General features: G+C 52.2%; 19 protein-coding genes, 2 tRNA genes and 2 pseudogenes. 10 read left to right on the top strand and 13 right to left on the bottom strand.

The annotated features are described in order from the left end of the window. Positions 1-148: 148 nt before the first annotated feature. Both QLG08_RS02410 and QLG08_RS02405 read left to right on the top strand, forming a co-directional pair. Positions 149-224 (top strand) — tRNA-Asn (locus QLG08_RS02410). A 267-nt stretch (positions 225-491) separates the two neighbouring features. Continuing rightward, the gene (locus QLG08_RS02405) at positions 492-893 is read left to right on the top strand and encodes a hypothetical protein (protein ID WP_110015404.1); all 402 of its coding nucleotides are present in this window, start codon (positions 492-494) and stop codon (positions 891-893) included. 302 nt (positions 894-1,195) lie between these two features. Here QLG08_RS02405 and QLG08_RS02400 read toward each other — a convergent pair whose 3' ends face one another. Continuing rightward, on the bottom strand, positions 1,196-1,666 hold the full coding sequence (locus tag QLG08_RS02400) for an Lrp/AsnC family transcriptional regulator (RefSeq protein ID WP_014605491.1): 471 nt from the start codon (positions 1,664-1,666) through the stop codon (positions 1,196-1,198). 281 nt (positions 1,667-1,947) lie between these two features. Here QLG08_RS02400 and QLG08_RS02395 point away from each other — a divergent pair, with 281 nt between their 5' ends. The 4 genes from QLG08_RS02395 to QLG08_RS02380 all read left to right on the top strand — a co-directional run bounded on the left by QLG08_RS02395 (position 1,948) and on the right by QLG08_RS02380 (position 5,683). Next, entirely contained in the window at positions 1,948-2,574 is a 627-nt protein-coding gene (locus QLG08_RS02395) for a LysE family translocator (RefSeq protein ID WP_015699983.1), read from the top strand. A 170-nt stretch (positions 2,575-2,744) separates the two neighbouring features. After that, complete coding sequence (locus QLG08_RS02390; protein WP_013026308.1) at positions 2,745-3,383, top strand: TetR family transcriptional regulator; 639 nt, start codon at positions 2,745-2,747, stop codon at positions 3,381-3,383. Between the two features lie 73 nt (positions 3,384-3,456). Next, on the top strand, positions 3,457-4,854 hold the full coding sequence (locus QLG08_RS02385; RefSeq protein ID WP_013026309.1) for a D-arabinono-1,4-lactone oxidase: 1,398 nt from the start codon (positions 3,457-3,459) through the stop codon (positions 4,852-4,854). A 1-nt stretch (position 4,855) separates the two neighbouring features. Then, entirely contained in the window at positions 4,856-5,683 is an 828-nt protein-coding gene (locus tag QLG08_RS02380) for a glycosyltransferase family 8 protein (protein WP_013026310.1), read from the top strand. A 79-nt stretch (positions 5,684-5,762) separates the two neighbouring features. On the opposite strand, the gene QLG08_RS02375 is transcribed toward QLG08_RS02380, so the two are convergent. Beyond that, positions 5,763-6,884, bottom strand: coding sequence for a Gfo/Idh/MocA family oxidoreductase (locus QLG08_RS02375; RefSeq protein ID WP_022623363.1), 1,122 nt, complete (start codon positions 6,882-6,884; stop codon positions 5,763-5,765). A gap of 321 nt (positions 6,885-7,205) precedes the next feature. Between QLG08_RS02375 and QLG08_RS02370 the strand changes: the two genes are divergently transcribed. Beyond that, positions 7,206-7,281 (top strand) — tRNA-Asn (locus tag QLG08_RS02370). Positions 7,282-7,803: 522 nt separating this feature from the next. Here the strand turns inward: QLG08_RS02370 and QLG08_RS02365 are convergent. The 6 genes and pseudogenes from QLG08_RS02365 to rhaB form a co-directional block, all read right to left on the bottom strand. Then, positions 7,804-8,105 (bottom strand): annotated as a pseudogene (locus QLG08_RS02365) (helix-turn-helix domain-containing protein). Between the two features lie 15 nt (positions 8,106-8,120). Continuing rightward, a pseudogene (locus QLG08_RS02360) lies at positions 8,121-8,461 on the bottom strand (type II toxin-antitoxin system RelE/ParE family toxin); the annotation flags it as partial. 283 nt (positions 8,462-8,744) lie between these two features. Beyond that, a complete protein-coding gene (gene rhaM / locus QLG08_RS02355; RefSeq protein WP_015699977.1) occupies positions 8,745-9,059 on the bottom strand; it encodes an L-rhamnose mutarotase in 315 nt (104 codons plus the stop codon). After that, positions 9,049-9,891 (bottom strand): rhamnulose-1-phosphate aldolase, encoded by an 843-nt coding sequence (gene rhaD / locus QLG08_RS02350; protein WP_013026315.1) that lies wholly within the window; start codon positions 9,889-9,891, stop codon positions 9,049-9,051. The genes rhaM and rhaD overlap by 11 nt, the downstream gene beginning before the upstream one ends. Before the next feature lie 10 nt (positions 9,892-9,901). Beyond that, a complete protein-coding gene (locus tag QLG08_RS02345; RefSeq protein WP_072138140.1) occupies positions 9,902-11,158 on the bottom strand; it encodes an L-rhamnose isomerase in 1,257 nt (418 codons plus the stop codon). Beyond that, positions 11,142-12,623, bottom strand: coding sequence for a rhamnulokinase (rhaB, locus tag QLG08_RS02340; protein ID WP_238493182.1), 1,482 nt, complete (start codon positions 12,621-12,623; stop codon positions 11,142-11,144). Before rhaB ends, QLG08_RS02345 begins: the two co-directional genes overlap by 17 nt. A gap of 288 nt (positions 12,624-12,911) precedes the next feature. Between rhaB and rhaS the strand changes: the two genes are divergently transcribed. Both rhaS and rhaR read left to right on the top strand, forming a co-directional pair. Next, the gene (rhaS, locus tag QLG08_RS02335) at positions 12,912-13,733 is read left to right on the top strand and encodes an HTH-type transcriptional activator RhaS (protein WP_029568966.1); all 822 of its coding nucleotides are present in this window, start codon (positions 12,912-12,914) and stop codon (positions 13,731-13,733) included. Between the two features lie 14 nt (positions 13,734-13,747). Further along, complete coding sequence (rhaR, locus tag QLG08_RS02330; RefSeq protein ID WP_015699971.1) at positions 13,748-14,614, top strand: HTH-type transcriptional activator RhaR; 867 nt, start codon at positions 13,748-13,750, stop codon at positions 14,612-14,614. Between the two features lie 36 nt (positions 14,615-14,650). On the opposite strand, the gene rhaT is transcribed toward rhaR, so the two are convergent. Next, the gene (gene rhaT / locus QLG08_RS02325) at positions 14,651-15,685 is read right to left on the bottom strand and encodes an L-rhamnose/proton symporter RhaT (RefSeq protein WP_014594040.1); all 1,035 of its coding nucleotides are present in this window, start codon (positions 15,683-15,685) and stop codon (positions 14,651-14,653) included. 830 nt (positions 15,686-16,515) lie between these two features. Between rhaT and aldA the strand changes: the two genes are divergently transcribed. Beyond that, complete coding sequence (aldA, locus tag QLG08_RS02320; protein WP_014594041.1) at positions 16,516-17,949, top strand: aldehyde dehydrogenase; 1,434 nt, start codon at positions 16,516-16,518, stop codon at positions 17,947-17,949. A 219-nt stretch (positions 17,950-18,168) separates the two neighbouring features. On the opposite strand, the gene QLG08_RS02315 is transcribed toward aldA, so the two are convergent. The 4 genes from QLG08_RS02315 to QLG08_RS02300 form a co-directional block, all read right to left on the bottom strand. Beyond that, on the bottom strand, positions 18,169-18,390 hold the full coding sequence (locus QLG08_RS02315; protein ID WP_013026323.1) for a SymE family type I addiction module toxin: 222 nt from the start codon (positions 18,388-18,390) through the stop codon (positions 18,169-18,171). 302 nt (positions 18,391-18,692) lie between these two features. Further along, positions 18,693-19,523 (bottom strand): hypothetical protein, encoded by an 831-nt coding sequence (locus QLG08_RS02310; RefSeq protein WP_013026324.1) that lies wholly within the window; start codon positions 19,521-19,523, stop codon positions 18,693-18,695. A 35-nt stretch (positions 19,524-19,558) separates the two neighbouring features. Next, positions 19,559-20,041, bottom strand: a complete 483-nt coding sequence (locus QLG08_RS02305) for a type VI secretion system tube protein Hcp (RefSeq protein WP_013026325.1) — start codon at positions 20,039-20,041, stop codon at positions 19,559-19,561. Between the two features lie 30 nt (positions 20,042-20,071). Further along, positions 20,072-20,554, bottom strand: coding sequence for a type VI secretion system tube protein Hcp (locus QLG08_RS02300; protein ID WP_013026326.1), 483 nt, complete (start codon positions 20,552-20,554; stop codon positions 20,072-20,074). Between the last annotated feature and the right edge of the window lie 141 nt (positions 20,555-20,695).

Raw genomic sequence — 20,695 nt, 5'->3', positions numbered from 1 at the left:
TTTCCTGACGATTTGAACGGCCCTGCCATGCGGTAAACTGTGGATGAAACAACCAGGCTGCTGAATCCTTCAGCAAACGATCCGAAAGCGGGTAAAACCGCTTTGACTCAGCATGCCGACTCCATTACTATGCGCCCTGTAGCACGATTCCTCTGTAGTTCAGTCGGTAGAACGGCGGACTGTTAATCCGTATGTCACTGGTTCGAGTCCAGTCAGAGGAGCCAGATTTAAAGAAGCCCGCTCAGGGAAACCTGAGCGGGCTTTTTGTTGATCTTTATACTCTCCAGTCGCCTCTGAACGACGATTGCTGCCAACATCAGGTTCCCAGAACAAGCCAGTACACCCTTCGCTTTTTCCCATTTGATCCATGCACATGACCAACTGATTACTGAATATAAATTATCCGTTCATCAACGGTTTATAGACCGAAATATAAACCGGGTGCTAGTGTTTCGCTCTATAATAAAAAACGTCCCCCTAAGAGGCTATGGATGAGAAATCCCATTCTGTATTTTGCTTTAACCATGATGTTGACAGGATGTGTAGCACGCTCCCATGAACCCGATCCCCTCCAAGTGCAGCTCGCCAACTACGGTACGCTGCCAGACACTTATAAAACGGATGTCAGAAATACGTTTTATTATCACCTGAAAGATCCTTACAGCGCGCATTATCGCTTTTTTAAACCTTTTAAAGGGTATACCTGGGTAATGAATGTGCCCGAGGATAAAGAAGAACTGATGTTTGGCTGGGTCATCCCGGGCGTGATTAACGCAAAAAACAGTTTTGGCGCCTATGTTGGCGCGCGCAGATTCGTGGTGATTTATTCAAATGGTCACTATCACAATCTTTACTACATGAAAGGCAAGAAAAAAATCGGGCGGGCCATTTAAAACAGCCCGCGATTTTCCGAGCCTTTAACACGTCATCGTCAATGGCGTATTTAAATGACAAAGGCAGGTGATATCGCGTTGTGAGTTTGCAATGATGATATTCGCCTGCCTGTCGCAGAAACGCGCTAGCCGTATTCAAATCCCTAAAGGGCGAACGTCTTTTACCGGCCTTTAGGGTGCAAAAACCGGACATTATAACTCACCGGCTAAAACAGACCTGCACGTTAAGCGCCGTGTCGCAATATCGCATTAAAATAACAAAGGCCTTCTGACAAACACGGCATAAGCGTGAGCCAATCATCTCATCGGGGGTTTTTAACCGGATAGGCCGTCAGCGGTTTAATCTCTTTCAAAACAAACATACTTTGCATCTCTTTAATGCGCGGCAGCCTGCGCACCACCGACATGGCAAACTCGGCGTAAGAGTCGAGGTCGGTTGCCACCACCTGTAACAAAAAATCGGCATCGCCGCCGATACTGTAGCAGGCCACAACATCCTCCAGCGCGGTCACCTGCTGCTCAAACTTTTCCGCTTCAGCTTCGCTGTGGCAGTCAATGACCACCCGAATAAAAACCATAACGCCCGAGCCGGTTTTCTTACGGTCCAGCACTGCCCGATAGCCCTTGATCACGCCCTGCTCTTCCAGTTTGCGGACTTTGCGCCAGCAGGGCGAGGCAGACATACCGATCTTATCGGCAAGCTCCTGATTGGTCATCCGGGCATCATCCTGCAAGATGCTTAAAATTTTCACCTCTGTCTTATCAAGCGGCATATCAGTCATATCCTTTCTGTTTAACCTATTTTACAGGCAAATTATTGCCATAATTACGGCACAGAAGCGAGATTCAGACAACGTATTTCTGCCCAGCTCAGGCATACTTTAATCAGGCTGTATTGCGCAGCAGAGGAATGGCATTAAACGGCACAGAGCAGGTTCTTATGCTCAGAAGCGGGATGAGCAAGCGGCATCGCATTCTTTCCAGAATGCACGCTCTGTTAACGCAATCACGCCTGTAAACAACGTTCTTATCCCTATTGAATGAAGGAAACATCATGTCGCTTCAAACTGAATTACTGCCTTATATTTTGGCGCTGGGACTGGCCGCCGCGATTCCGGGCCCCGGGATGACGACGATCGTTGCGCGTAGCATCAATGGGGGTTCCCTGGCAGGCTTTGCTGCGCTTATCGGCGTGATAATGGGCGATGTGTTTTATTTAACCCTGGCCGTATTTGGTCTGGGCATTGTGGCCAAGACCTACACCGCGCTCTTTACGTTGATTAACTGGGCGGCGGCGCTTTATTTGGGCTATCTGGCCTGGCAGTTCTGGTCTTATCAACCCCGTGCTATCAGCATTGACCAGAAGGTTACCCGTCAGCAACTGGTCTCCGCCTGGCTGTCGGGGCTGAGTATTACGCTGGGCAACCCCAAAACGATTGCCTTTTATCTGGCAATACTGCCGCTCGTTATTTCCCTGGAGGCAATTTCACTGAAATTCTGGGGTGCCGTACTGGTTCCCGTTACCGCTGCCGTATTACTGGCCGTGGGCGCGATGTTTATTTTGGCGGCGGTGAAAGTCCGCGTGTTTCTGACCCGCCCGCGCTCGCTGCGGATCATGTACCGGGTCGTGGGCGTGATGATGCTGCTGGCTGCCATGGGTATGATTGTTAAAACGCTGTAACTCGGCGAAATAACAGGTAGGTGACGGCTGCCTTGTGGATAACGGGGCTTCAGAACAGGCTGATTCATCCTGCTTAAAGGGGATTTTACTGCTGTATCCCCACCCGCATGGTTACGCTGTGGTAATATCGCCCCCTTACCTTCTCGTTACCTGGCAACCCACTGAGCACTATGACGGACACGACAAAACGCAAAAACGATCCTGAAGGGCTTAAAAAACGCATTCTGGCTGGCGCACTCAAAATCTTTGCTGAGTTCGGCATGCAGGGCGCCCGGCTGGAGCAGATCGCCGAGAGTGCTCAGACGACGAAACGCATGGTGGTCTACCACTTTGGCAATAAAGAGCAGCTCTATATTGATGTGCTGGAGCAGGTTTATCAGCAGATCAGGGAACATGAAACCGGCCTGAATCTGGCGGCAATGGAACCCGGACAGGCCATTACGAAACTGGTTGAGGCCAGCTTCGATTATCACGTTTCGCATCCTGATTTTATTCGGCTGATCTGCATGGAGAACCTCTCTCGCGGACGCTACATCTCACAATCCGTGCGGCTGAGCCAGCTTAACCGCAGCGCGCTGGATCTGCTGGATGACATCCTGACGCGCGGTCAGCAGCAGGGGCTGTTTATTCAGCCGCTGGACACGCTGGATGTACATCGCCTTATCAGTAGTATCTGCGTACATCAGGTTTCTAACCGGTTCACGTTTAATACGCTGTTCAGTCCGGACAAAAGTGAAGAGGATATTATCAGCCGCAATCGCCAGTTAGCGGTGACGGCCACGCTGCGTTATATCTGTCGGCATCAGTAGGCTCACAGGGCGTTGAAAGCGATAGTCTATGCTTAAGGGGTATTCTTAATATCACTTAAGTAAGGAAAGCAGTTTGAGCAAAGACGCCAACCTTTATCCGCTTCGCCAGACCCACCTTGATCCACAAGATGATGCAGTCTGGAACTGGGCGCAAAACGCACAGATTGGTACGCAGCAGCAGGTTAAACGCCCTGCTGACGAGGCCGCACTCCGGCAGTTACTGCGTGAGTCAAGCGGCAAAGTGCGCGTAACCGGTAAAACCTACTCCCCAGGCAGAATGCTGGCCGTGCACCCCGATGATTTGCTGCTGGATCTGAGTGCACTGTCCGGCCTGATCCGCAGTGATGCACACAGCGTCACGTTCGCCGGCGCGACCCCGCTGGAACAAATCTACAGTACCTTAACGGAAATGGATCGTATGCTCGCCTCCTCACCCGGCGTGATTTCGGTTCAGACGCTGGCTGGCGCGATGGCTACCGGCACTCACGGTCAGGGCCTGCACCAGAGTTCCATTGCCGATGAGGCTGAGCACATTCGCATGGTGCTGAGCGACGGCTCGGTCCGTGAGCTGTCACGTGGCGATGCAGATTTTCCTGCCGCACTGGTGTCGCTGGGCGTGCTGGGTATTGTGACCGAAGTGACCCTGCGCACGCAGCCGTTTCGTATTTTCACCTGCCATAAAAATGCGGTGTCGGCGGACAGCCTGGAAAGTGATTTGCTGCGCTGGAATGATGAATACGAACTCAGCAAAGCCTGGTGGTTTGTGGATGACAATTTTATCCACGTCTGGAATGCACATCAGGCCAGCGAGGAGGAGAGCCACCATTATGCGCAGAACGATCGTGAGGTGGTGGAACACGCCGATGAAGGCGACGACAGCCTCAACGACACGATCGATCAGACGCTGGAACACATGCATCGCGACACCCAAATTCACGGCAAGGGCGGCAAACAGTTCCGTACCGTAACGCGCTTTCGGGATTTTACCGATGTGACAGGCGACATCTATCAGCTGTTCTGTCGCGGTATCGCCGTGCCGCAGATCAACGTCGAAATTGGCGTACCGCTGGAAAAAACGCCAGCAGTCATCAGCAAAATCAAACGTTGGTACGCCGACAATCGCCCGCATATGCACTATCCCATCATCCTGCGTTGTACCGGTGCGTCATCGGCATGGCTCAGCCCGGCCTTTGACCAGCCCACCTGCTTCTTTGGCTTTGTGGTGTATTACGCGGATGACGGCTCCCTTTCAGAAGCGGGCCTGCACTTTTTAAGTGAGGTGGAGAAGCTGCTGGCAGAAGAAGGCGGTCGCCCTCACTGGGGCAAGTACTACGACGCCTCGCTGTACCGCTGGCAGGATCTCTACCCGCACTGGGCGTCCTTCCGTGCTCTGCGTGAGCAGTTCGATCCGCAAGGCCGTCTGAGCAACGACTACACCGCTGCACTGTTTAATCAATTCGATAAGGGATGATATGTTTGCCTGGGTAACCTTACTGACGCAACCGGATTATCTGGTCGGCGTAAAAGCGCTGCACCGTTCACTCACTCAAAGTCAAACGCGTTGGCCCCTGGTCGTGATGGCAACCGCTGCCATTGATGAGCAAGACTGCGCGATCCTGGAAGAGGAAGGCTGCGTAATCCACCGTGTGGAGGGGCTTTATCCGCACAGCGATTTGAACCCGCAGTATGCATCTGAACGTTTTGGTGAAGTCTGGACCAAACTGCGCGCCTGGCAGTTAACCGACTATCAGCGGGTGGTCTTTCTGGATGCCGATATGCTGGTATTACAGAATATGGATGAGCTGTTCTCGCTGGATCTGGGCGGTCATGCACTTGCCGCCTGCCACGCCTGCCGCTGCAATCCGAATCAGATCGAGGCCTATCCAGACAGCTGGCAGCCCGAGTTCTGCCACTACACCTGGCAGGAACGTGAGGAGTCGCCGCCCGCACATGTGGATTATTACCTCAACGGCGGCTTTCTGGTGCTGGAGCCTGATAACGCCGTTTTTGAAAAACTTGAAGCGCGCATTGCCGCTATAGAGGACCTGAGCCAGTACGCCTTTTCAGAGCAGGATTTGCTGAACGAGGCTTTTAAAGGTCAGTGGCTGCCGCTCTCCTATGTCTACAATGCCCTAAAAACGCTGCGTTTCCAGCACGATAAGCTGTGGGAATGTGAAGAGGTGAAGAACCTGCATTACATTCTGGATAAGCCGTGGCAGCGCGATTTGTCTCAGCCGGTTAGTCAGCGTGATCGCTATTATGCGATGGATAAACTGTGGTGGGATAAAGTCTCTGCCTGATCAGCATCAACCGGCCCCGGCATTAAGCCCGGGGCCACATCCGGATCATGGACTGGTTTTGTATAATGTCACTAAAAGGCTATACCGCCATCCAGCGCCTTTCTGCCGCCGACAGCGCGATGGCCTCAAGCACCTTCTGCACCTGCAATCCTTCTGCAAAATCAGGCCACATAGGGTCGCCAGCGGCAATGCCATTAATGAGATCGCGAATTTCTACCGTTTTCTGATCGTTAAAGCCAATACCATGACCTGCAGAGACGCAGAAGTTAGCATAGTCTGGATGCGCAGGGCCGGTCAGCAGGGTTTTAAAGCCCTGCCGCCCCGTCGGTTCATCATGGATATACAGTTCCAGCTCGGCCATGCGCTCCTGAGTGTAACGCAGAGTACCTTTGGTGCCGGTCACGACATAGGTCAACCCCATTTTAGCCCCACAGGCGATACGCGAGGTTTCAATCACACCGTGCGCACCGTTGTGAAAGCGCAGCAAGGCGCTGGCCTGATCTTCATTTTCCACCGGCAACTGACGGCTGAGATCCTTTGGGTCAGGACGAGTTTTAATCACCGTCATCATATCCCCACTGACTTCCGCAATATTGCCCACCAGGTAGTGCGCCATATTGACGATGTGCGCCGCCAGATCGCCCAGCGCACCTAACCCGGCCAGCGCTTTCTGGCAGTGCCAGTCGAGTGGCGTTTCCGGTTTCGCCAGATAGTCTTCGTTGTGCGTGCCGTAAAAGTGCACCACCTCGCCGATTTCACCGCGCGCGATGATCTCTTTTGCCAGTTGACTGGTCGGATTCTTCATATAGTTGAAGCCCACCAGGGTTTTAACCCCTGCTGTATTGGCCGCTTCAACCATTTCCCGCGCATCGGCCACCGTCAGGGATAACGGCTTTTCGGAATACACGTGTTTGCCGTTAGCAATGGCGGCCAGCGCCATCTCTTTATGCAGGAAATTGGGCGCGCAGATGTCCACAACATCAATATTCGGGTCGCTCACCAGCTCGCGCCAGTTGCCCGTAGAGCGGGAAAAACCAAAGGTGGCAGCCTGCTTTGCGGCCAGTTCGGGATTAACCTCTGCCAGCATTTCACGCACGATCTCCCCTTTTAACGCAAACACCGCGGGTGCCTGGGCATAGGCAATCGCGTGGCAACGACCGATATAGCCGCTACCGATCATGCCGATTCTGACTTTGTTCATTTTAACTCCGGGCTGACAGAGAAAGGATTAAATGAAATTTAAATTCCATTTACGAGTATTTCAAATTAAAAATGAAATAAATGTGACGAACATAAAGAACATTCGTGAGGGAATGTCGTGCAAAGCTTTATAAAAATGAAACGGAGGTTCTGTTTACTGAATAAAAGGTGCAAAATTACAGCTATTCGATTGCGTCAGTACGCTAAGCGAAAACGGTTAAAACGCGGGAGTTGGCGAGTATTTCAGCAATTAGACAGTTTTGTGAAAAAGAGCTTTGACAAGCCTGCGGGACGTCGATAATATGCGCCCCGTTCAAACGATTCCTCTGTAGTTCAGTCGGTAGAACGGCGGACTGTTAATCCGTATGTCACTGGTTCGAGTCCAGTCAGAGGAGCCATCTTCCTGTTTTCAGGCCTACTGAAACGTACCTGCTCAGCCAGGTTGCCGTAAGTTAGCGTGAAAATCTTCCCCGACGCGTATCGACCTACCCTACGCGTCCGGCGAAATGCGTTGTACGATTCCTTTTATTTCATTTCGATAATGGCACGACAAACCTGTCCCTTTTCAGCCCTGAAAATCCGTCGTATCACGTCTTGCAAAACCCCTGAACTGACCGATTCTTATGGTCCGTCTCTGCTTGTTGATTCAGGCGATTCACGTCTTTGGTATTCAACTATCGCCTCATCCGAAAAGAGCCCTATATTGTGCGAGTACCCGTCCGCAGGCTTTACTTTGTTTCCGGTGCCCGCAAGCAGCGCGAGTTTATCCGTTAACGACTGACAAAGAATAGCTGTCTCGCGCAGCAACACCTGGCTGAGAGCGTCGCCGCGCGAATGGAAAATGCGTTGAGGCCGTCGCGCAGGCATCGTGCAAAACCCTAAGAAACGATCGGCTGGCTACGTTGAACGGCCCTGCGGGTTCAAAGCACAAAACCGTAGTGAGAACCATCCGGCAGTTCAACATCAAGGCGAAGCTTGCCACCGGTCGCTTCAACATAGCGTTTGAGCGTGGACAGCTTCAGGTCGCGCCCCGGTTTTTCCATTCCTGCAACGGTAGGTTGTTTGATGCCCAGCACCTGCGCCATTTCTACCTGCGTTTTTGTACTTTCTCACGCAGTTCGGCAAGGTGAATATTGAGCAGGATGTCCGTCGCCATCGCCTGAGCTTCATCCACGACGTCATTTTTTTCATCCGCAATAAGCTGTTCCAGCGTTCTGCCCATCGCGTTACTCCTTATTTTTAATGCGTTAAGCCAGTTCGTAAATTCCCGGTCAGCAACCGGGAGCATCGCGTCGTAAAAACGTTTTTCATTGCCGACCTTATTTCCAGCACAAAGCACAATGCCGGTTCGGGCCGGCTCAAAGGCAAAAATGCCCGTAAAGGATCGCCCCGGCTCTGGATACGTCGTTCTTTCATGTTGCTATAGCGGGAGCCTTTGAGCGTATCGGCATAAGGTCTGGACAAACCCGGCCCCTTCTCCCGCAGGACCAACAATGCTGCAAGCACGTCAGCCCTGTCGATATCGCTAAGCGAGGTAAACCAGCAGTCAAACGTATCCGTTGTTTTAATCGGCCACACAACCCCGGGATATAGGTTAAATGCTATATAGGTGTAAAGCGATAAAGAGAAGTATGGCGCGAAGGAATGAGGGGTTCATGCGGTATTGCTGCAAAGCTGAAAGCGCATTCGGTTGTTTCAGTGAATGGCTACGAGGACATTCAGCGTTTTACGATCTGTATCAATAAACCCGCTCAGGGAAACCCGAGCGGGCTTTATGTTTTTTGCCATTTGGCTAGCGCGCCATGGCTAGCGGGTTTGGTTATGCGCGGTTCGGGATTGTGTCGTTCTGTTCATCAGCTCCCTAAGGCAGAAAAAACATCGGTTTAAGCTCTGCACTTATCGGGCTGTTATCCGCATTAGACGGCATTAAATCTTTCATCGATGCCCACCAGCGCTGGCAAACCTCGGTTTGCGCCACCGCGAGCCAGCGGGCTTCTGATTCAATCTCAACGCTGGCGAACAGCAGGTTACGATCGGCATCCAGCCAGATAGCATAGTGATGGGCACCATGCGCTTTTAGCGTCTGTTCCAGTTCCGGCCAGATGGGTGAATGGCGACGCAGGTATTCATCGTGGCAGTGAGCATGCACCTGCATGACAAAAGCTTTACGTAACATCGCTGCGCTCCGCATCCAGTGCTGCCTGCCAGGGTTTAACATTAAAGCGTTCACCCAGCGCGATCAGCTGCGCGGTAGTGATGCTCTGACGAATACCGCCCATAGATAGAGCTTTTACGACAACCTCCGATGATTTTTCAGCGGTGTCGATCAGACCAAAGGTCTCATCAAGATTAGGACCCGCGCCAAAGATGCCGTGGAAGGGCCACATGACCAGGCTGTGGATCGCCATCTCATCTGCCGTTGCCTGACCGATACCGTCAGTGCCCGGCACCATCCATGGCAAAATGCCCACCCCGTCCGGGAACACCACCAGACACTCTGTGCTGCCTTCCCACAACAGGCGCGTAAAGCGTGCCGAATCCAGATTTACAACGTAGCTCAGCGCCATAAAGTGAGTAGCATGGCAGTGCATAATCACCCGATCGCTTCCCTGAGTCACCTGCTTGCGTACGCTGTGCGACTGGAAATGCGCCGCCAGTTCAGAGGTCGGCAGCCCACCGTTGCTTAATCCCCAGTGAATTTTATACGACAACCCCTGGTCATCCACCTGCAGCAGCACCAGACTGTCTGCCGGGTCGAGCTGCACGTTACGAAAAAACTTGCCAGACCCGGTCACTAAAAACCAGTCGTTAGCTAACGCCGGTGCCGGTTTACTCAGTTCAATGCAGCGCGGTTCGGCATAAAAGTCGCTGGCGAAGTCCTGCACTTCTTCGGGAAGCAGGCGCAGGCTAACGTTACCGCCGTTACGCTCATCCCAGCCTTTCAACCACATATCGCTGGTGGCTTTTACCATCCCCTGTACGAACCAGGATGTCAGAATGTTTTGCATGGTTTATCCCTTAGCGTTGACGCAAAGTATGTTGTTCGTAATGACGGACGTCGCTCAGCCAGCTGGCATCGGCAGGAACGTCATGACGCAGGCACCATGCTTCCCACACCGCCTGCCACGGCAGCGACTTTTGCTCTTCCAGCAGGGCCAACCGTGTGGTGAAATCCCCTTCACTCTCCAGCCTACGCAGCCGATCGCTGGGCTCCAGCAGCGCCCGCAGCAACGCTTTTTTGGCGTTACGCGTACCAATGACCCAGGCGGCAATGCGGTTGATTGAGGCATCAAAAAAGTCGAGACCGATATGCACCTTATCGAAGAGTTTCTGGCGGGCGATCTCATGCGCAATCGCCTGGGTTTCATCATCGAGCAGCACCACATGATCGCTGTCCCAACGCACCGGACGGCTCACATGCAGCAGCAGGCGCGGCACGTACAGCATCGCGGTAGAGATTTTGTCGGAGATCACTTCAGTCGGGTGGAAATGCCCGGCGTCCAGCGTCAACGCAATCTGCCGGCTGCTGGCGTAGCCAAGGCAGAATTCGTTGGAACCCACGGTGTAGCTTTCCGCACCAATCCCGAATAGTTTGCTTTCCACAGCATCAATATGGTGTTGCGGGTTGAGTTGCTCACTGATGATCGCGTCAAGCGCGCTGGCAAGGCGCTGGCGCGGCGCAAAGCGGTCGATGGTGAGATCTTTCATGCCGTCCGGCACCCAAATGTTCATCACGGAAGGCGTACCGAGCTGTTCACCAAAGTAAGCCGAAATATGGCGACTGGCTTTACAGTGGTCGATCCAAAACTGGCGAATACCTGAATCGGCGTGCGACAGCGTAAAGCCATCGGCACTCTTTGCATGTGAAAAGCAGGTGGGATTGAAATCCAGCCCCAGCCTGTTGCTTTTTGCCCACGCTACCCAGTTGCTGAAGTGTTTCGGCTCGATGGCATCGCGCTCAACGGGTTGGCTGCTTTCAAGATAGATCGCGTGCAGATTCAGACGTAAGGCGCCCGGAATCAGCGATATGGCTTTTTCAATGTCGGCGCGCAATTCGTCGGCGTTGCGTGCCCGTCCCGGATAGTTGCCGGTGGCCTGAATACCGCCGGTGAGTTGCCCGTTGGGATTTTCAAAACCGCGCACGTCATCACCCTGCCAACAGTGCATCGAGACCGGGATCTCATCCAGTTGCGCCATCACAAGGTCCACATCAACGCCATTCTCAGCATAACGTTGTTTCGCCAGGTCAAAGGCCTGTTCAATCAGCTTTGTCATATGCAAGTTCCTTAGCAGGTTGGAGCAGCGCGGTGAAGCGCGCCTGATGGGCCGCAAACGCGCTGTTGTCGAGCGGTTCAAAGATGTCTGACGGGAAATTACGGCTGATGCAGCGGCGCAAATCCGCGACGTCACGCAGTTCACCTAGCGCGATGAGCTGGCAACCCACATTTCCCAGCGTGGAGGCTTCTACCGGACCGGCAATCACCGGCAGTTGACAGGCATCGGCACACAGCTGGTTGAGTAAAGGATTCTGGCTGCCGCCGCCCACGATATGCAGCTGCCGTAGCGGTGTGCCGCGTAGCTGGCCGAGTTCCAGCATTGTCTGGCGATATGAAAGCGCCAGACTGTCAAAGAGGGTGCGTGCCAGTGCGGCCGCAGTGTGCGGTATCGGCATCGCCTGTTCAGCACAGGCATGTTGGATTGCCTGCACCATGTTGTCTGGGTTAATAAAGCGAGGGTGGTTAGGATCAATGAGCGAGCGGCAGGCTGGCTGCTTTGCGGCATCCGCAATAAGCAGGGGCAAGTCGCGGATGTTCAGTTCGCTACAGACGCGCTGTAAAAGCCATAGCCCCATAATGTTTTTCAGCACCCGGTAACCTTCCGCGCCGCCTTCATTGGTTATGTTGGCCTGTAAAGCAGTCGCATTCACATAGGGTTGGAGACTTTCAATCCCCATTAGCGACCAGGTACCGGAACTAAGATAGGCTGCATCGTTGTGCATCAGTGGCGTGGCCAGCACCGCGCTGGCCGTATCGTGCGTGGCTACGGCAATCACCGGGATCCGATTGCCGCTGGCGCTGGCCCAATAACCCACGTTATTGCCCGGTGCATGCGGTGTGCCGAACCAGGCGGAGTCGACGCCAGCCCAGTCCAGCAAGTCACGATCCCACTCACCACTTTGAATATTCAGTAACTGCGTGGTGGTGGCGTTGGTGTATTCCCAGTTCATTTCGCCGGTGAGGCGATAGTGCAGATAGTCCGGAATCATCAGCGCATATTTCACCCGCGCCTGCCAGTCCGGCTGCTGCAGATGCAGTGCGCGCAGTTGATATAGAGTGTTAAATGGCAGAAACTGAATGCCGGTGCGCTGGTATATCGCCTGCTGGCCAAGATCGTCAATCGCCCGGGCCATCAGGCCCTCAGTGCGTTTGTCACGGTAGCTCACGGCTTCGCCAACGCGATGTCCGTCTGCATCCAGCAGTACCAAATCAACGCCCCAGGTATCAATACCCATGCTGTCCGGCACGATGCCTTCATCATCCAGTTGCTGCAGTCCGGCGCGAATGTCCTGCTCCAGACGATCCAGATCCCAGCAGTCATAGCCGCCGCGCTGAACCCGCTGATTCGCGAAACGACGGACTTCACGCAGGGCGATTTTCTGGCTGTCCGACGTCCACTGCGCAAGCATGACGCGCCCACTGGATGCGCCTAAATCAATGGCAACGATGTTACGCATATTCATGGCATGTTTTCCTGAAATGACATGGCTACAGAATAAAAAGCCTGCAGGCCTGCCACCTTAGGCGCAGTGCCAGCAGAGGATCTTCGCTGGCAGGTTTGCAAAGGTGTTCGTGAGATAGCTCACAGAACCGCGTGACGATAGAGTTGTGAGCTTTGCCGCATTTCTATCAATCACTTAGGCGATCTTAAATAATTCGCCATTTTCTTGCGCCGCCCCGTTCAAAATTCAAGGTGATGTCCGCAGCGCCTGCGTAGACTCAGTTGCAACATTGTTAACGGAGAGCAAGCCATGACCGTTCTGCATAGCGCGGATTTCTTTCCCGCCGGAAATTACGCCATTGCCATCGAGCCACGCGTGCCACAGCAGGCTTTTCCAGAGCATCATCATGATTTCCATGAAATTGTGCTGGTTGAACAGGGATCAGGTATTCATGTGTTTAATGGTCAGCCGCAGGCGTTGAGTGCCGGTTGCGTGTGCTTTGTACGCGACCACGATCGCCATCTGTATGAAAAAACCGACAACCTTTGCCTGACCAATGTGCTGTACCGAAGCCCGGGGGCGTTCCGCTTTCTTTCCGGGCTGCAGGCACTATTGCCGCGTGAAGAGGACGGCCGGTACGCGTCGCACTGGCGCATTAATCAAAAAGTGATGGGGCACGCTTTGCAGTTGGTGACACAGATGAAGCAGCAACCTCTGTGGTCACTCGAACGTCAGGCACATCAGGAGCAACTCTTTCTGCAAATGCTGGTGTTGCTACGTGAGGCCGCTCGCAATGACAACGCGCAGGACCAGGAAGCCAGACTGCACCGATTGCTTGACTGGCTGAATGAGCATTACAGTGAAGAGATCGCATGGGAGGCGCTGGCCGACAGCTTTTCACTGTCGCTGCGTACGCTGCACCGCCAGATGAAGCAGCAGACAGGCAGTACGCCACAGCGTTATTTGAATCGGCTGCGGTTATTGCAGGCGCGTCATCTGCTTCGCCACAGCGATATGCGTATAACGGACATCGCCTATCAGTGTGGGTTTGGTGACAGCAACCACTTCTCCACGCTGTTCCGGCGTGAATTTGGCTACGCGCCCCGCATGGAGCGTCAACAGATGTGGTAACTGGAGCTTTTAATATGTCGCTAATTCTGTCGCGCGAGGACTACTTTCCTGCCAGAAACCTGCCCATTGCAGTGGCCGAACGTATGCCACAACCCTCTTTCCCGCCTCATCAACACAGGTTTAGCGAGATTGTGATTGTCTGGCGCGGCAACGGGCTGCACATCCTCAACGATCGCCCCTGGCTGATTACCTGCGGCGATGTGTTTTATATTCACGACAGCGACTGCCATAGCTATGACAGCGTTCATGACCTGGCGCTCGACAACATTCTTTATTGCCGCGATCGCTTTCGGCTCGATCTTGACTGGAGCCAGCTTATACCGCCTCAGGAAGAGAATGCTCAGTCCGGTTGGCGATTAACCACCCAGGGTATGGCGCTAGCGCGTGGCGTCATCAGCCAACTGGAGCGGGAAAGCCGCAAAAACGATCCCTTGTCCATTCAGCTTTCTGAAGCCTTGTTTTTACAGCTGGCGCTGATTCTGCGCCGCCACGGTTACGCGGCCGATCGTTCCTGGGCGCTACCGGAAGGCGAACAGCTTGATCTGCTGATGTCGTCGCTGCTGGCCGATATCAGCCGTCCGTTTGACCTCGCCTACTTTTGCGAGCAGCACCAACTCAGCGAGCGAGCGCTTAAACAGCTGTTTCGCCAGCAAACCGGCATGACAATTGGCCACTATTTGCGTCAGCTTCAACTCTGTCAGGCAAAATACTTACTGCGCACCCAGGAAAGTTTAATCAGCGAGATTGCTTCACGCTGCGGCTTTGATGACAGTAACTATTTTTCGGTGGTGTTTACGCGTGAAACCGGCATGACGCCCAGTGCCTGGCGGCAACGTTTTGTACCGCAATGCGCCACGCTAACTGATAACGCAAAAGCCTGATACGCGTTAACGCATCAGGCTTTTATCTCTGCGGAGTCAGGCAGCCATGCCAAGCCCGACAATATTGGCAGCGATGATAATGACTATGCAGCCAATCGACAGAACGCTAACCGGACGACGCCCGACAGATTTCCACTCTTTCAGCATCAGTCCGACCAGACCACCACACAGCACATACAGACTCATGTGCAGCATCCAACTGACAAAGTCATATTGCGGTGGAATTTTGGCATGGCCCCATGCATAGAAAAAGAACTGCAGATACCACATGGTGCCGCCAAGAATAGCGAAAGCGATATTGGCAATTAACAGCGGTTTTGCCACGGAGAAGTCCCGGCGGAGGGAGAGCTCCGGCTTAACCGCCAGGCGGATAAAGCAGTACGCCAGGTTAATCAGCGCACCACCGCCCATAATCACCACATAGCTGGGTAGCGCCACGTACAGCGGATTAATACCCAGATTAGCTGCCGCAACATGCATCGGCTTTGCGGCATCCATAGCGAAGGACATGCCGGCTGAGAAAATACCGCAGATAACCGCCAGTATCAGCCCTTTCTTCAGATTGAATTCTTCGGCGTTAATGCCCAGCGCGCGCTCTTTCAGCAAACCTGCTCGCGATACAATTGCCACGCCAATCAGCGCGACCAGAACGCCAAGCAGCGTCATACGGCCACCAGCCGAGCTAAAGAGCGCGACAAAACGGCCCTGCAGCAACGGCGTCATGAGTGTCCCGACGACTAACGTAATGCCGATAGCAATACCGATGCCTAACGACATGCCGAGATAGCGCATGGTCAGGCCGTAGTTAATATTGCCGATGCCCCACATTGCACCAAACAAAAACACAGGTAGCAGCTGTGACAGACTGAAACTACTGTAGTACGCCCAGAAATTCGGCAGCAGTACGGCACTGACTGCCCATGGCAAAATCAGCCACGACATCAAGCCACCTACTGCCCACATGGTTTCCCATGACCATTTTTTGACCTGTTTAAACGGCGCATAAAAACATGCGGCACTGGCGGCACCCACCAGATGCCAGAAAATACCGGCAATAATGGCACTGTTCATTGTTATTCCTTCGCAAGGTTGAGGCCAAACAGGAAACCGACGTTTCCTGATAAGCAGCAGTCTAGAGGGAGCTGCTTTCACTCAGCCTTTGAATGGCTGCCGGAAAACACAGGCCGCTGGCAAAATCCGGTGAATTTTCAACATAAAGATCACAAATTCACATTTAAGGACAGTAACCGGACGTTTTACCTAAACCTCTTATTATTCGAGATATTTTTGTTGTTTGTTGTGTTGATCGGCACAGTTTTAATCTTACTGCCAGCACGCTTATTAACGTGGCAATGACATAAAGTTGAGCTGCGGGTTCGCTGCAAAGATGGTTTGGCGGACGAAGAGGGAAAACGGTCGGCAGAAAAGGTTTGTGATATGACTCAAGGCTAGTGGGGATACTGTGATCAGCGGGAGATCGCATGATGTTGGATAAGCACTCTACGATTCAGCGCAGTAGTCGCTGCGCGTGTTATTAACTGCAGTCACGCAATGAGACGTTTGCGTGGCAGGGCAAACCGAAAGGACAATCGGCCAGGGATGCCTACCGTCAAAAGCCTACCGCTTCGTCATTGACTGCGCGGGCAGGCACGGGCTTATCGCCATCCCAGGCGTTCCGGCATTTGCTGGCGAATACAGGGTTTCAGCCCGTCGCCCCTTCTTATAAGACGCTGACCGCTCAGATAACAAAACACGCTGTGGAAATGCTGGCTTCGTCGTGTCTTTCTTCCCTTCCCTGCCATCTGCAGTGCGGCTTTGGCAAAGATAAAAAGGTGTATCGTCGTGATCTGTTTCACTCTGTTTTCACATAACGTTAACGAGTTAAACGCGGAGCCCTGCATATGACAACACATCATCAACATTTCATTAATGGTGTTTTTGTGCCTAATCACAACGAAAAGTGGATTGAAGTGATTAATCCTGCTACCGAAGCGCTACTGTCACGCATTCCTCAAGGCACGCGTCAGGACGCCGCAGACGCTATCGCCGCTGCCGATGCCGCGCAGCCGGGCTGGGAAGCCTTACCGGCCGTGGAGCGCGGCAGCTGGCTGCGTAAAATTGCCACAGCCATTCGTCAGCGTGAACCCGAACTCAGCGCCACTATCGTGGCAGAAGGCGGTAAAACCCAGGGGCTGGCAAAAACCGAAGTGCTTTTTACCGCTGATTACCTGGACTACATGTCCGAATGGGCGCGACGCTACGAAGGTGAGATTGTGAACAGCGATCGTCCTAATGAAAATATTTTCGTCTTTAAAAAAGCGATTGGCGTCACTACCGGCATCTTACCGTGGAACTTCCCGTTTTTTTTGATTGCGCGTAAAGCGGCGCCGGCACTGATTACGGGCAATACGATTGCGATAAAACCGAGTGAGTTGACGCCCAATAACGCGGCCCTGTTTGCACAGATCGTTGCGGATATCGGCCTGCCAAAAGGTGTGTTCAATGTTGTTTACGGCTACGGCCCTGAGATCGGTCAGGAGCTGGCTGGCAACGAAAAAGTGGGGTTGGTAAGCCTGACGGGCAGCGTTAATGCCGGGATTGCCGCCATGGAAGCGGCAGCAAAAAACGTTACCAAAGTCTCTCTGGAGCTGGGGGGTAAAGCGCCGGCCATTGTGATGGATGACGCCGACCTCGATCTGGCTGTGAAGGCGATTGTCAGTTCACGCGTCATTAATACGGGTCAGGTCTGCAACTGCGCAGAGCGGGTTTATGTGCAGGAAGGGATTTATGACCGCTTTATCAGCGCACTGACAGAGGCGATGCAACACGTGACGTTTGGCAATCCGGCTGAAAAAAACGATATCGATATGGGGCCACTGATCACCGCCGCCGCGCTGGCACGGGTTGAGCAAAAAGTTGCCAGGGCAGTAGAAGAAGGCGGCAGGGTTGTGTTGGGCGGTAAACGGGCGGGTCGCGAGGGCTTTTACTTCGAGCCCACGATTATTACCGGCGTACGCCAAGAGATGGAGATTATGCGTGAGGAAATTTTTGGCCCGGTGCTTCCTGTAATGACCTTTAAAACGCTCGAAGAAGCTATCGCACTGGCCAATGACTGTGAGTACGGCCTGACTTCCTCAATCTACACTCAGAACCTGACCACCACAATGACCGCCCTGCGTCAGCTGAAGTTTGGTGAAACCTACGTTAACCGCGAAAATTTTGAAGCCATGCAGGGATTCCATGCCGGCTGGCGCAAATCTGGCATCGGCGGTGCTGATGGTCGTCATGGGCTCGAGGAATATCTGCAAACGCATGTTGTGTATTTGCAGTGTTAACGACGGCGGTTTGCGGCCCTGCCGGGTCGCACCCTGAGGAGGTTAAACGGATGGCATTTCCTTATTGGCAACTGAATTCACGCGGTGAAGGAAACCGCGTTATCTGTTTGTTCTGCCAATAAAGTAGGCCAGGCGGTTTTATGCTCACCTGACCTGAATTCAAGGGGCAACCCGCAACGCTGCCTTTGAGAAGTGAGCAATCAATCACACCTTTCCGTTTTATGACTTATCGACCCGCAGCACAATGCATCCTTCGCTAATTTCTGCCGAGACCCGCGTGCCGGTATCAAATCCGGCTTCACGCAACCATTTGCCGCTGATATTCAGCGCAGGCGTGCTGGTGTCGCCAAAATTAGGTACGTAGCCGACTTTGTACCGGCGCTGAGTTTTTGAAATCGCGGAAGACGGTTTCTGAACAAGATTAAGCGTGGTAACAGACATTGAATAATCTCCCTTATTTGATGATGGTGTATTTACACAATGCGCCAGCCATGGCTGTAAAAAATTAAAAGCATATCTGTTAAAAATTTATGCTGGCTGTCTGGCCAGTAGCGTTTTTAGCGTCCCGTTATCTGCTTTTACAAAGCAGATAAAACATAGCGCCTAAAGTAGATGATAACAAGCCAGGTGCTGGAACCCGGCTCGCACAATTTGACTTATGCCCCTTTTATCAAGGATCATTCATCCGGGTTGCCGAAGCGTTAAAATGCACCATCTGGAGGTTTAGATTGACGGGCGCGGAATTAGGGAATATCCATCGCAGTCAGGTAGCCATATTCAATCTTTGTTAAAGTCAATTGCTCATTCTGATTAAAAAACAGCTTCACAAAATTCGCACTATCACCAATGAGCTCGACGCGCTGATACTCTGTAAAAGTAAATTGATTTAAAATATACGACATTCTTTCACGGTGTGCTGCTGGAATAGGGTTTTTAGATATGACCTCCCCTGCAAAAGTCGGCTCTGTGTCTTTGGAGGGTTTAAAATTATGTTTTTTCAACTTTGCCTTCTGAGAAAAAGCAACGAGCGCATCATGCGCGCTGTTAAAATTGTCTGCCAGATTTTTCAAATGCGCAGCTAATTGATTAATTGACAGGGTGCGGTTATTTGAATGGTACGATAAACCAATTCCGCCAAGACTCGCCACAGCAGGGACGATACTTCGTCCAACGATGCTAAATAAACCTGCAGTTGAGGTCCAAAAGATTGCCAATAAGGTGGCTGAACTTAACGCAACGGCTCCCATTGAAGTGGTATTATAATGCTGTACAGGAATGCCGAGTATGCGATTGTTAATATGCTTTATCTCACCATTCGGCCGCCGCCCTGTAGCCTGCTCTGTGGGAGGATTTTTAAAACGACTGTTACTGTTATTTTTATAATCGTTCAACGCACTGGCAATAACACTGGTTTCCCTTTTAGAAAGACTGGCAATTTCCATCGGCTCAAGCGAACTCATCAGAATCAATGATTCTTTGAGAATTTCAGAGGGTAAAAAGCTGCCTGAAGTATCAGAATTTAAACTGGGATTCGTCGTGAGTCCCTCAATCACATGTATGCCTGGAAATGCCATAATAACCTCTTTTTAAGATGTAACAGTTCCTTTGATTAGCTTTCTTTATTTTGCTTGATATCCCAACCCATCTGCACAGAAGCGGCTTTCGTTCCCTGAGAAGCCTGTTCCCAGTATTCCAGCGCAACCTTGCTGGCTTGAAAGGAATACTGCATACCCAGCGTGGACGCGTGACCAATGCCGGTAAAGTCAGTCTGCGTAACCAGCACATCTTCAAGCGTGATGCGAGTATATTCCACTTCCTGCCCGCCTGCCTTGCAAACAGACAGCTGAATTTTTGGCAGATGTTTACCACTGGCACAATATTTCACTAACGCCGGTGTGGCCTTATCGATCAATGCCTCAACGCTTAAATCGCGATAATTCACTTTTCCCGCACCGCCACCACCGCCAACGGACATATTACCTGGTTGCTGCGCGCCCCAGTTAAATGACAGAACATCTATCCATTTTTTATGGTTTGCATTTTGCGACTCACCTTCAATTCCATCTATTTTCAAAAAGATATCAATAGCCATTTTTCACCTTTATTTTAAGGGCGGATTAACTCAGCTCTCTTTATTTTGTTTAATATCCCAACCAGCTTTGCTTTCCGCCCCTTTGGTACCGCTGGCACTTTGTTCCCAGTAGCTGGTAGACACTTTGGATGCCTGAAAGGCGTAGTCCACCACAATGGTGTCACCTTGCCCTACTCCGTTAAAATCCGTTGCCGTAACCAGTACATCTTCCAGCACAATCTTCGTGTACTCAATTTGGTTGCCACCGGCTTTGCAAACCGACAGTTCTACCTTTGAAACATGCTTTCCGCTGGAGCAGTATTTAAGAATGGCAGCAGTGGATTTGTCGATTAACGCTTTAACACGCAGATCGTTGAAATTCACTTTTCCTGAGCCGCCACCGCCACCTACCGCCATATTACCGGGTTGCGAAGCCCCCCAGTTAAATGAGAGCACGTCGGTCCATCCTTTATGATTGCTGTCCTGTGATTCTCCAGTAGTCCCTTCAACTTTCAAATAAATATCAATCGCCATTAATTTTTTCCGATTACGCTGTGATAATGATGAAACGGGTGTTGCAATCCGTTATATTCGGCAGGTTCAGACAGAATTTAGAGCCATTTGCATTAAGAAACAGGCAGCAGCATATCAATGCTGTTGCATCGTGCTAACAGA

The organism is Pantoea sp. V106_11, assembly GCF_029967885.1.
Taxonomy (GTDB): domain Bacteria; phylum Pseudomonadota; class Gammaproteobacteria; order Enterobacterales; family Enterobacteriaceae; genus Pantoea; species Pantoea ananatis.
Note: the sequence above shows the minus strand (reverse complement) of the source record. Positions and strands in the feature narration are given on the sequence as shown.